Consider the following 12,229-nt stretch of genomic DNA (forward strand, 5'->3'; position numbering starts at 1 on the left):
AATTTTAACTTTTACTATTTATGAAATTAATATATAAAAGGAATTTAGTTTTCCCTCTCCTATCCTTTGCGATATTGGCGGGAATATTTTCATGTAAGAAAGATCATATGGGTGCAACACATGATCCCAATGCGGCCATTGTTGTCACGGACTTCCTTCCAAAGCAAGGTGTCTATGGAACAGAAGTTCTGATCAATGGCGAGAACTTTACAACGGACACAGCTGCGATTTCCGTTAAACTCAATGGTATACCGTTAAAAGTCATTGGCGCAAATGGCACCCAAATCATGGCCATCATCCCTAAAAGAGCTGGTAGCGGACCTATTGAAGTCGCTATTGGGGGGATAACTGGGACATCCAAAGATAGCTACAGCTATATCTACAAAAGAACGGTCAGTACCTTGGCGGGCAATGGTACAGCAGGCTTCCTCAACGGAAAAGGTGCTGATGCGAAGTTCAATTTTGGTGGTGAGTCCTGGTATCGCAGTGGCGGTATTGCTGTAGATGATGCGTTAAATGTCTATGTCACTGACCCTGGCAACCACTGTATCCGTAAAATCGATCCTGCCGGAAACGTAAGTACCTTAGCCGGATCCCCTAGTAATGCCGGTATGGCGGACGGAAAAGGCGGTGAAGCACGCTTCAGCCTCCCTTATGGATTAACCATCGATGAACAGGGGAACTTATACGCTGTTGATCCGGGAAATTGGGATATCCGCAAGATAACACCCGATGGGACGGCAAAGGTTGTCGCCTGGGCCGCAAGAGAGCCTTGGTTTATTGCTTATGACCGCGTGTCAAAAAAGCTATACTATAATTCTGTGACCTCCCCTGCTCCTATTTATCAATTAAATACAGATGGTACAGCAGCAACGACCGTCATCGATGGATTGAATTTTCCAGCAGGTATGGCCTGCGGTCCGGATGGCAGCCTATACATCTGTCTACATGGCGACAACCAAATCAGAAAATATGACCCCAAAACCTGGAAGCCCACCATCTTTGTCGGTTCCGGTAAATATGGTTATAAAAATGGTGTTAGTACGGCGGCTGAATTTGCACTCCCTTGGGGTATTGCGGCTGACGGCCAAAACAATGTGTATGTTGCCGGAAATGGTACTGCCGGTGGCGATAGCGGCTCTCCCGATCAAAGCGTTCGTTTTGTGGATGGCAAAACATTCCAGGTAAGTACATTTGCAGGATCTAACATCGCAGGTTTTACAAACGCCGTCGGCGAGGCTGCATCATTTAACGTGCCTGAAGGTGTGGCTGTAGATAAAAATGGTACAGTCTATGTCATCGACAAGAAAAATAATAGTGTCCGGAAGATTATATCAGAATAACCTAGCGGGTGTCCGAAATAGAACCATCGGACACCCCTTTTTTTCTTGATTTTTGTTTGTATCCCTGACAAGATCTTTTCAATTTATGCATCCTCAGAAGCTCCGCTTTTATGTCTCCGACAGCTTCTTCAAATTTCAAATGACTTTATATGATTTTTAAGCGCTTATTTTCCTTGAGCTACGCACTATTGCAAGGTTTGCTATTGTGCGCGGCATGCGGTCATAGAGATCATCTCGAACCTATTCAGACCGACTCAACCCCTCAAAAAAGCAGGTACGTTTCGGTCACCGGTAATGACCAGAACAAAGGTACCGAGAGCAAACCTTTTCGTACTATCTCACGCGCTTTAGATGCAATATCACCGGGCGACACCATTTTTGTGCGTGAAGGCGCCTACCATGAGAAACTATTGATTTCAAAATCGGGAAGTTCAGCAAAACTCATTACGATAAAGCCCTATCCCAATGAAGCTGTGGCCATTGATGGCGAAGGACTATCCATCTCCGGCACAGAAGCATTGGTAACGATCAGAAATGCCCGATTTATTCAGTTTGACGGTTTTGAAATCCGAAATTTTAAAACACAAGCCAAGGGCAATGATGTGAATGGGATTATTATTGACCAGGGTTCAAAAAACATAACCATACGAAATAATAGGGTTCATCATATCGAGAACAATGCCAGCCCACAAGATGGCAGAAGTGGGCATGGTATTCTGGTCATCGGCAATACCACCGAGGCCTTACAGGATATTATTGTGGAGGATAATACGATCCATGACTGCAATACCGGTTACTCCGAAAACCTCACCATCAATGGATATGTCGATGGCTTTATTATCAGACGGAACAAGGTATACAATGGCGAAAATATCGGCATTGTTGCAGCTGGAGGATATGCCGCCAATGCTACAGCAAACCTGAACTATGTACGTAACGGATTGATCAGCCAAAACGAAGTTTATGATATTGATGGTAGATCTGGTCCTATCCCTGCATTTGCTGAGCATAACGGGGCCATTGGAATTTACATCGACGGAGCCCGGGATATCATTGTTGAAAGAAACAGTGTCTATCGCTGTGGGCGCGGAATCGGCCTAGTAAGTGAAACCGACAATTTTCCCACACGTGACTGTATTGTAAGAAATAACGAGGTCTATAGCAACTCACTCGCGGGGATAAGCCTGGGTGGCTATTTAAATTACAGCGGTGGTGGTACGTGGAAGTGTTATGTTGTGAATAATACCCTATTTCACAACAATATCGACAAAGGATATTTTGATGAAATTGAAGGTGAAATACGACTTGTGGAGAACTGTATAGACAACATCATCCAAAATAATATTATTGTTGCCAAGCCCAATAGCGTATTTATTCATAAATACACCAATACAGGTAAATCCAATGCGATTGACTACAATTTATACTTCAGTACCGGAGATGATCAGTGGATATGGAATGGGAAAGTCATCCGGGATCAACAAACCTGGAAATCAACCCTTATTGGCGATACGCATGCGATCTTTGGACAGGATCCGGGGTTTATATCAACGACACAAGCAGATTTTGGATTAAGGGATTCATCTCCTGCCCTTGACAAAGGAAATTTTATTAGTCAAGCGATCAATGGCGTATTGGATTTGAGCGGAAAGGCAAGATCAGAAGCAAATCGCATTGCGATTGGAGCATTTCAAAAATAATCGTTTAAAAAGAAAATAGGCCAGTCAACACGAACTTGACTGGCCTATTCTACGCTTAATTTGAATTCTTTCCCTTTGATTTTAAAAATCGCTGGGTCAGATATTTTCGCACAGGGATATCGTATAATTTTAAACAACTATAAGCGAGCAAAATACTACCGATTACGACCGCAGCAGCACCGGGCAATGATTGCTCAAAATTGAGGTTTTCATTTTTCACCCAAGCGTAATACAAATAGATAAAAGGATAGTGCACCATATACAAAGGGTAAGAGATATCTCCCAAGAATTTAGACAGTTTGTTTGTAAAACTGCCCCCTTTTCCGGAAGCCCCCAGAACAACTAGCAGTGGAAAAACCAGCACACAGCACAGCGTATCATAGAGTCCATTCATCCAGAGATTTTCAGCTCCCCCGATACGAGGAATCGCCAAAAGTGAAACAAGGATAATACTACAGATCCAAAATGCACCTTTAATCCGAAAAGGTTTAAATACGCGCGATAAAAACAGTCCGGCTGTAAAGGAGAATAAAAGACGTAGGGATCCCGCTGTAAATTCTGTTCCGGTCAGCGAAAACCCTGCACAAATATCGCCCAAAGGACCCCAGATCGCAAATATGGCTAATCCACAGCCTGCAGCGACCACAAGTCCACCAAGTGCTTTTGTTGAAAATTTACGGATGATCAAAACATAAAGGATATTACCGATATATTCAAAAAACAAGGACCAACTCGGACCATTGAGCGGGAACATCTCACCCAAGCCTCTTACTTCATGTCCGGGGAGAGCAGGGATCAACAGTGCATTTAATACCGTCGCTAGCAATAAAGCCGAAACAGTCACTTTGGATACGTCCCAGACCGAACAACCCTGAAAATAGAATAGGACAGCACCAATGATGGCCCCCATAATAACCATGGGATGTAGCCGTATAATCCGGCGTTTGATAAAATCCATTGTCGTCATCGTTCCCCAACGATCATCATACGCATAACCGACGACAAATCCAGATAACATAAAGAAAAAATCGACCGCGAGGTAACCGTGGTTAATACGTTGATCCAGATGGCTGGTTGCAAAGGCTTCGAAAATGTGAAAACATACTACTGTGATAGCTGCAACACCGCGTAAACCATCAAGCACGTTATAATGCGGTTTGGTATCAGCATATGCAGAGGTAGAGACTCTTGTATCGGGCATAGAAAGGGTAAGATTAGTTTGATTGATTTCCTAAAAACAAAGACGTAAATATAAACAAATTTCAAAAAATGCTGTATAATCGTCGTTCAAACTAATCTTTTCTTATTTGACAAGGGGAATGTAGTCTCTCAGATAGACCTGCTCCTTCCGCATATCCTGAATATATTCCTTACTAAAAATTTCCAAAAGTATTTCTGAAATAGCTGTCGTGGTGGGCTTATCTTCCTCGGGTTCACCAAAGGAGAAAATCTCCTCCTCCGTTCGATCTTTCTTCGTTAAGAAATAATAAAAATCTGGACTTTCCCAGCCTTTTATCCCTGAACCCGCTTCTTCTGCTATGTTGAGGGCTGTGTATGTTTTTTGTAGAAAATCCTGAAGACTCTGGTAATCAGTTTTATTTTTTGATGTTTTAGTCGCATATAAATAAGCAAATTTACCATCCTTATTTTCCGCCATCGCTAGCGCAGGAAAAGCGACACCATTCAACATGGCCAAGGTATCTTTGTCTTCATTATAAGACACCGTGGTATACCGGTAACCATAATATTTTTCCGGTTTTAGCTTCTTGGTCTCCCAGCCGGAGGTAGACTCCAGGTAAAAGGGGGTCGGCAAACTTCCTTCACTATCAAAAATCGCGATTGTATCTTTCTTAAACATGGCTGTTTCAAAAGCCTCTTTTAACGCCTTCTTATCCATCTCTTTCACATCAGAAGCTAACATGGATTCCGTTTTTTTTATTTTCGGCGCATAAAAGGTTGAGACATCAAAGCTAAGATCTAATTTGTCCAAGAATACAACCGCTGGATCCTGAGATTGACAAGAATATAACAGTGTCGATAAAAACAGTAAAGAAAGAATACTTGTATGTCTAGAACTAAATAGCTTCATGGAAAATTGCCCAAAATTATCTTTTCATTTTCTATCTTAAACCAACGGTAAAAGATATCCAAATATACAGCGTATGGAGCGATATTAACACGAATATTTACAATCCGCATAAACTCATTTTAAAAACGTCATTTATTATTCCAGGGAAGTGGTACACTTTGTAGAATGTAAAAAATAGATCTTAGTCTATTTAGGATACAGCAGCTATTCATTATATTTGAGAAAACATGAACCATACCCCTTTATGTCAATCGTTTACGACAGTATACTACATCATATCAGTCAACACAGTATCTTATCAGAGGAAGAGAAAGAACGCTTTTGCGCAGCATTGACCTACAAAAAAATACGCCGCCGGCAATATTTACTACAAGAGGGAACGATCTGCACACGGGAGTGTTTTGTGATCAAAGGCGCCCTGCGGCAATATGAGGTTAGCCCAACCGGCCGCGAGAATACCGTGCAATTTGCTTTTGAGAACTGGTGGATTTCAGATTGGTATAGTACCTTGCAAGCTCAGCCTTCGGTTTACAATATCGATGCATTGGAAGATACGGAGGTATTCTTAATAGAAAAATGCAAGCTGGAAGAACTGTTTATGGAAATACCAGCCTTAGAAAGCTATTTTCGGAAAATATTTCTAAAAGCCTTCGTTTCCCTCCAGAAAAGAATACTATTTCAGCAGAAAACAGCTGAGGAAAGGTATCTTGAGTTTATGAAATGTTATCAATGGTTTGAACAACGTATCTCCCAGCAACATATCGCCTCTTTTCTTGGTATTACAAGGGAATCGCTGAGTAGACTCAAAGGACAACAGTATAAAAACAGCTAAATCTGTGATAAATCGCACCGGTTTTATTTATCAAATAGCACAGGTTGACAAGTTAATTTCCAATTAAATTTGTTCATCATAAACCATAGTAAGATGAACAAAAAGATTAAACAATGGATTCTGTCAACAGACAATAGCTGGACAGCCTTTATTTTGCGGCTAACATTGGGGCTAGTGCTATTTCCCCATGCAGCCCAAAAATTATTTGGTTGGTTTGACGGCCCCGGATTGCAAGGAGAAATTGCGTACATGACCAGTCATGTCAATCTCCCGATGTTCTTAGCCGTAAGCGCAATTGCAGTTGAGTGTCTGGGAACATTTTTTATCCTATTGGGCTTTTTGACCAGACTCACCAGTATTGCTATTTTTTTTCTATTTATTGGTATGATTGTAGTCGATCACGCCGCACATGGTTTTTTTATGAACTGGTTTGGAAAAATGCCGGCTGGTGCTGAGGGTTTTGAATACCATTTGTTGGTCTTGGGGATCTGTCTCGCACTCATCCTACAAGGTGGTGGCAGATATGCGCTGGATAAATTATGGGGTTCAAAGTCCTGAAACAGTCGTGATCAACACTAAATTTGCTTAAATTTGCGTCTTATTTAGGCACCCACAAAAGCGATATTTTTGCAATAAAGCCTGTCGGTGTTTTTAATCAAGAGATATGAATTTAGACGCTATCAGTTCGCTATTGATCGACCATTTCAAAGAGATTGTGCCACTCACTGAAGCGGATATACTGTCCATTCTCCCAAAATTGGAAGTAAAAGTTGTAAAACGGAAAGAGTTTGTTCTTCAGGAGGGGCAGATTTCCAAACATATGCGATTCATTGTAAAAGGAAGTCTATATGCCTATTATATGGAGGAGAATGGCAAAGAACATATTGTGCAACTCGGGATAGAACAGTGGTGGATCAATGATCTATATAGCTACCTGAGTGAATTACCATCTCGCCTATATATCCGTGCAAACGAGGATACCACACTCATACAGATCAGCAAACGCCATCTGGAAATATTGTATAAAGAAGTGCCTGCCCTATCCGAGTTTTGGCGATTGAAAATTCAGCATGCCTATGTAAATTTACAGGAACGTACTTTCGAAAATGTACGCTCTGATGCGTATACCAAATACCGCAAATTTATCTCGGACTATCCTACAATTGAACAACGGTTTCCGCAATATATGATTGCTTCTTATCTTGGGATTACGGTCGAATACCTAAGTTATTTGAGAAAAAAACACCTGTCACGTCTTTCTTAAGATTTCTTAATTTTTATCCCCTCCGCCTTGTCTAGTTTTGCTCGTAATTCAAACGAGAGAACATGAAGACAATAGCTATTACACTTGCACTTTCTACCTTGGTTGCTGTGGCCACACATGCTCAGCAACTATCCTACACACCTGAGGTCGTCCTGGGACATCGTTCATACTTCTATATGCATCAGGTCAGTTACAAGATCAGTGACAAAATAAAAATCAACAATCTATCGCTTTTTGACACAGAATATACAACCGATAAAGAAAACATCTTTTTTATCAGAAATACGGCTTCCTATACGGTTAGTAAACGATTCACATTGAATGCAGCTTTTGGAATGAAAAATCCCGGAGCCTTCTTTAGCGCGTTTGTACAATATCGCGTGAGCAAGCCTACCCAGTCTTTTTCTTACGCTATAGGCACTACCTATCAAAAAGGATTTACGCTCGAACAGTCCTTATCATTTGAGTATACTCCCTATTTAACCGCACAGAAACAGGCCTATTTCAGTGTACTTGCTATCGGTAATGTAAATACCAAAATGTACCAGCGTGGACTTCAATTTATACGGCTGGGCTTAAAACAGGACAAGCTTATGTACGGACTGGCATCCAATTTTGACCAATTTAATAACAGTAAAAAAACACTGGAAAATATTGGCGCTTTTGTAAAACACAACTTTTAAAATAATATTATAATGAAAAAAAATCTTGATTTAGGCATTTTAATCAGTAGAGTAGCTATTGGCGGTCCCATGTTGGTGTACGGGATCAATAAGTTAATCCATGGCATCGGGTTCATTAAGGACATCATCGTCAGCATCGGACTTCCCTCCTTTTTTGCCAATGGCGTATTTGTCGGCGAAATCATCGCACCGATTATGATTATCCTTGGTCTACGCATACGTTTGGCGGGTGTAGTATTCGCCATTAACTGTCTTACGGCGATTTGTCTCGCCCAAAGCGGTAATATCTTTAAATTGAATGAATTTGGGGGCTGGGCGGTAGAGCTATTGGTTATCTACATGCTGATTGGACTAAGTTTTCTATTTATGGGGGCTGGTAAATATGCCGTTTCGACAAATAATAAATGGGATTAATCGCAGTGCATTAATTCGAAAGCAGAAATGGGCTGTCCAAAAAGATTTCGGACAGCCCATTTTCTTTCATTTTATTCGTCCCCCCTCTCACACACATGCACTACTCAGGGGATGTTTTTACTCTTCGGATTACTTCTTTTCCGTTTATATTCTTATTGTTTGGTTCCTTCGAGAGTCGACACACTCTTTGCTGGAATAGTTAAGCTATATACCCCATTTGCTGTTGGCGCAACCATACCGGCAAGTCCCCAATGCCCTGTACTGGTCGCTGTAGTCTGATAATTGGATAATTGTCCCCCTACAAAACCTGACAGATTGATATCCAACGGGACACTACTGCTACCTGTATTTGTCACGACCATCGCAAATTTACCTGTTTGCGGATCTTTATACGCGGATATCAGTAATCCGTTGGCATTTTGTACCGCCACATTGATACGCTTGTAATTAGCTTTAATAAATCTGGAATAATGCCCCATCACGTCATAAGCCTTGGTAAATTCCAACGAACCATCACTTCGTGTACAGATCAAGGCCTCGTTATTTTGGAATGCGAGCATCCCTAGCCAGAAGACATAAGCGCTGGCATCACAATCTGCCAGCAATTTGTGCATATTAACGGCAAGCTTCAATCCACCTTCAATTCCAGCATCGTAGTTTCCACCATCGTCCGATGCTTCAGTTACCCACATGGGTTTACCGCCAGTGGAAAATGTCCACTTTGATGGGCTTTGGTTGAAACCTCTTTTTCCGCCGATCAACTCTGTAATTTCAACATAACCATGTCCTGCCAGAATATCGACATTACTCCTGTCCATTCCAGATAGGAAGGTATTGGCTGTACCCCAAGCCGCATTTTCAGAAGCGATGATTTTGGTACTTTGCAAACCTTCTTCATTTAAAGCTGGTCTGAGGTTGTTAGTGACAAACTCACCAAGTTTATTCGAAGCCCAATAAGATGCATCCCAATCCGAAAACACATTTTCAGGTTCGTTCGTTGGCGATATGGCATTAATTGTGATCCCTTCATTTTGATAGGCTTTAGCGAAACCAGCCAGATAGCGGGCAAATAGCGTCGATGAGGTATTCAGATTAAGTCCATTAAACCATTTACCACTGATACTATTGGGATTCGTCTTCATATAAAGCGGCGGTGTCCAGGTACTCGCGATAATAACGGGGACCTGAAATCTTTCCTTCGCTTTTTTTAGAATCCATAGCTGTCCCAGATGCTCCCGCGCATCTGCCGAGAGTGCCTGATAAGCCGGACTATTCACTGCGACATCGATATCAACCCCTGCAGGCTTAATGGTCACTACCCTATTCTGTTGATTAAAGGGATAGGTATGTAATACCTTGCCGCGCAATATATTCAACTTCAAACCCGAATTACCCCACAGATAGTCCAAAATACTATCTCTCTTCGGAGATTCAAAGAAAGGAACAATACGCCCCCCGAAGGCACCAAAACCGTCTATTTTTTGACGTTCCTGGTTCCATTCCACAACAGCATTTGTCGTTACTGCGGCAGCCTGCGCATTTAACTGATTCAAACGATTCACCGCATCATCTTCATTCGTCGATAATACCTGCTTTTGACAACCCGTCAACCATAGGGATGCCATTAATCCAAAACAAGAGATGGATTTAAAAACAAATTGATTTCTGTTCATAAATTTCTATTTATTAATTTGCAATAACAGTTTATCTCTAAATATGACTTGCGGTAAAATTGTTTTGTCAAATTTCAAACAAAGTATTTATTTTTTGAAAAATTAACAATCCTTGCAATCGCTTAACAATAAGCTATTATCATATTAACATTCAATAAAAATGAACGATTTTATACAAGACTTTGAAGTGCTCATAGCTACTTTCCCGACCGAACTATCGGCCATTGATACCATAGCATTTAGTGCAAAGCCAGTTCCAGAAAAATGGAGCAAGAAGGAAATTTTAGGGCACCTGATCGATAGCGCCATGACAAACTACCTCCGGTTTATCAGAGCACAATCTGAAGAAAACCCACAGATCTTTTACACACAGGATGACTTTTGTGAAAATGCAAATTATCAACAGTCAGAAACTAAACAGCTGCTTGATTTATGGTTAGCGCTCAACAAGCAACTTTTATTTCTATTCAAGACTTTGATTACTAAAAGCCTGACAATGCGAAAATGTAATGATCTAACACTTGCCTTTTTGATGGAAGATTATGTAGCCCACCTCAATCATCATCGTCAACAGATACTTTCTTAATCATAAAATAGCTGAAAATGTCTAGTCCATAAAATAATCTAATGATATGAACTAGACAAAATACAGTTTACTTTTTACTCCACCAATGGTAATAGTTGTGAAGTCCATCGTATTCAAAACCGCAACGCGGGTATAGCGTATTGCCAATGTCATTTGTTTTTTCTGTTTCGAGCATTAACCCGCAGGCACCGGTTTCAGCACACCATTCTTTGCTCTGATCGATCAGTGCAACTGAAAGTCCCTTACCACGATAATCTTGGTGGACAAACAGATCGCTCAGCAACCATTGCATTTCTAACTTAGTGTAATGAAACAGTTTATACAATTGTACAAACCCCACGGCTTTACCGTCAGCCAGGGCTAGAAAAACAATTGATTCGTCCTTCAGAAATCGCTCTTTTAAAAACGTCTTCCCTTTTTCCAGATCAGATTCCTGACGGTAAAAAATTCGATAAAGGTTAAACAAATCCGCGGTTTCGTTCAAGTCGTCAAGACTGGCTCTTTTAATTTGATAATTCATTTTAGTAAATATTTTGATTTATACAGGCAAAAATATTCGTAAAAAGAATCCATATTATCATCCAGATTTGAGATGCCGGATAGTCCAGTCATTAAACTTCCTCAAATTGGCCCTTGTATCTGTTTCTATAATCTATGGGTGTCAATCCGGTTATTTTCTTGAATAAGCTGCGGAATGTTTTTAAGTCATTATAACCGATACTATAGGTAACATCAGCTATATTTGCATTCCCCATTTCCAATGCTTTTTTTGCGACCTCTATCTTTGTCCGCTGTATATATTCTATCGGATTCAATCGGGTTGCATTCTTAAATCTTCGAATAAAATTTCGTTTGCTCATATTGACATGGTCAGCAATCTGTTCAACCGAAATATCTGCTTTAATTTTCTCTTCGATATAGCTTTGCGCCCGATGGATATCTTGATCATCGTGAAGACGTTGCCCCGAGAAAACTGAAAATATATTCTGTGAGGTACGACCATAATCCAATGCATAGAACTTACTGAGTTCGATGGCGATTTCCTTGCTACAATTTTTTTCTATAAAATAGAGCATTGCATTTAATGCCGAAAAACCACCTCCGCCTGTAATAATTGCTTTGGAATGAGTGACCACATGATCTGGTTTAAACAGGATCTTGGGATATCGCCTTGCCAGATCCGTTATGGCGTCCCAATGCGAAGTTGCTGGCATCCCATCCAACAATCCACTTTCGGCCAAAAAATAGGCTCCGGTGCACAGACTGATCACTTCCGCCTTGCGCTCATATTTATCTCTGATCCAACCGATCAGCTCCCAGTTGTCATCTAAAAATGATTCAATCTGCCCAGCGGCTATATTCATGGGGGGAATTATAACCACATCCGTTCGGGCAACCTCCGCGAGTATTCTCGTACAATAAAATTGGATCGGGAGAATGGACTGCACCGTTTTTGTACCAACCCCAATTAATTCAATCTCAAATGGTATCGGCATCCCCCTTTTTAAAGCAGATTCATTTGCGCTCATGAGTAAAGCGACCGTAGTTGATACGGCCGTAGATAATACATTGTTATAGATAATGACTGATATATGTTTCATCCGTAAATATTTATGTACACCGCTATTTTCTCTCTTAAATGTAC

13 protein-coding genes are annotated in these 12,229 nt (G+C 40.9%); 8 read left to right on the plus strand and 5 right to left on the minus strand.

Annotation, left to right across the window (positions count from 1 at the left end; genetic code table 11):
- Positions 1 to 20 precede the first annotated feature (20 nt).
- Together ABFX33_RS03545 and ABFX33_RS03550 are read left to right on the plus strand one after the other, a co-directional pair.
- Entirely contained in the window at positions 21 to 1,343 is a 1,323-nt protein-coding gene (locus ABFX33_RS03545) for an IPT/TIG domain-containing protein (protein WP_346084322.1), read from the plus strand.
- Positions 1,344 to 1,492: 149 nt separating this feature from the next.
- Positions 1,493 to 3,043: a DUF1565 domain-containing protein gene (locus ABFX33_RS03550; RefSeq protein ID WP_346084324.1), complete on the plus strand. Its 1,551-nt coding sequence runs from the start codon at positions 1,493 to 1,495 to the stop codon at positions 3,041 to 3,043.
- Positions 3,044 to 3,098: 55 nt separating this feature from the next.
- Here the strand turns inward: ABFX33_RS03550 and ABFX33_RS03555 are convergent, their stop codons facing one another.
- Positions 3,099 to 4,244, minus strand: coding sequence for an acyltransferase family protein (locus ABFX33_RS03555; RefSeq protein WP_346084325.1), 1,146 nt, complete (start codon positions 4,242 to 4,244; stop codon positions 3,099 to 3,101).
- 102 nt (positions 4,245 to 4,346) lie between these two features.
- Positions 4,347 to 4,964 (minus strand): hypothetical protein, encoded by a 618-nt coding sequence (locus tag ABFX33_RS03560; protein ID WP_346084326.1) that lies wholly within the window; start codon positions 4,962 to 4,964, stop codon positions 4,347 to 4,349.
- 412 nt (positions 4,965 to 5,376) lie between these two features.
- On the opposite strand from ABFX33_RS03560, the gene ABFX33_RS03565 reads away from it, so the two are divergent.
- The 5 genes from ABFX33_RS03565 (at position 5,377) to ABFX33_RS03585 (ending at position 8,325) form a co-directional block, all read left to right on the plus strand.
- A complete protein-coding gene (locus tag ABFX33_RS03565; protein ID WP_346084327.1) occupies positions 5,377 to 5,964 on the plus strand; it encodes a Crp/Fnr family transcriptional regulator in 588 nt (195 codons plus the stop codon).
- Between the two features lie 93 nt (positions 5,965 to 6,057).
- Positions 6,058 to 6,522 carry a DoxX family protein gene (locus ABFX33_RS03570; protein ID WP_346084328.1) on the plus strand — a complete coding sequence of 155 codons (465 nt, stop codon included), beginning with the start codon at positions 6,058 to 6,060 and terminating at the stop codon, positions 6,520 to 6,522.
- Between the two features lie 106 nt (positions 6,523 to 6,628).
- A complete protein-coding gene (locus ABFX33_RS03575; RefSeq protein WP_346084329.1) occupies positions 6,629 to 7,228 on the plus strand; it encodes a Crp/Fnr family transcriptional regulator in 600 nt (199 codons plus the stop codon).
- 62 nt (positions 7,229 to 7,290) lie between these two features.
- Complete coding sequence (locus ABFX33_RS03580; protein WP_077435053.1) at positions 7,291 to 7,911, plus strand: hypothetical protein; 621 nt, start codon at positions 7,291 to 7,293, stop codon at positions 7,909 to 7,911.
- Between the two features lie 12 nt (positions 7,912 to 7,923).
- Positions 7,924 to 8,325, plus strand: a complete 402-nt coding sequence (locus ABFX33_RS03585) for a DoxX family protein (RefSeq protein ID WP_346084330.1) — start codon at positions 7,924 to 7,926, stop codon at positions 8,323 to 8,325.
- Between the two features lie 152 nt (positions 8,326 to 8,477).
- On the opposite strand, the gene ABFX33_RS03590 is transcribed toward ABFX33_RS03585, so the two are convergent.
- A complete protein-coding gene (locus tag ABFX33_RS03590) occupies positions 8,478 to 9,998 on the minus strand; it encodes a glycoside hydrolase (RefSeq protein WP_244211689.1) in 1,521 nt (506 codons plus the stop codon).
- A gap of 160 nt (positions 9,999 to 10,158) precedes the next feature.
- Between ABFX33_RS03590 and ABFX33_RS03595 the strand changes: the two genes are divergently transcribed.
- Positions 10,159 to 10,584 carry a DinB family protein gene (locus tag ABFX33_RS03595; RefSeq protein WP_346084331.1) on the plus strand — a complete coding sequence of 142 codons (426 nt, stop codon included), beginning with the start codon at positions 10,159 to 10,161 and terminating at the stop codon, positions 10,582 to 10,584.
- 67 nt (positions 10,585 to 10,651) lie between these two features.
- Here ABFX33_RS03595 and ABFX33_RS03600 read toward each other — a convergent pair whose 3' ends face one another.
- Positions 10,652 to 11,104 (minus strand): GNAT family N-acetyltransferase, encoded by a 453-nt coding sequence (locus ABFX33_RS03600; protein WP_346084333.1) that lies wholly within the window; start codon positions 11,102 to 11,104, stop codon positions 10,652 to 10,654.
- A gap of 91 nt (positions 11,105 to 11,195) precedes the next feature.
- Entirely contained in the window at positions 11,196 to 12,185 is a 990-nt protein-coding gene (locus ABFX33_RS03605; protein WP_346084334.1) for a GlxA family transcriptional regulator, read from the minus strand.
- Positions 12,186 to 12,229 lie beyond the last annotated feature (44 nt).

Source organism: Sphingobacterium ginsenosidimutans, assembly GCF_039536865.1.
GTDB classification, from domain to species: domain Bacteria; phylum Bacteroidota; class Bacteroidia; order Sphingobacteriales; family Sphingobacteriaceae; genus Sphingobacterium; species Sphingobacterium detergens.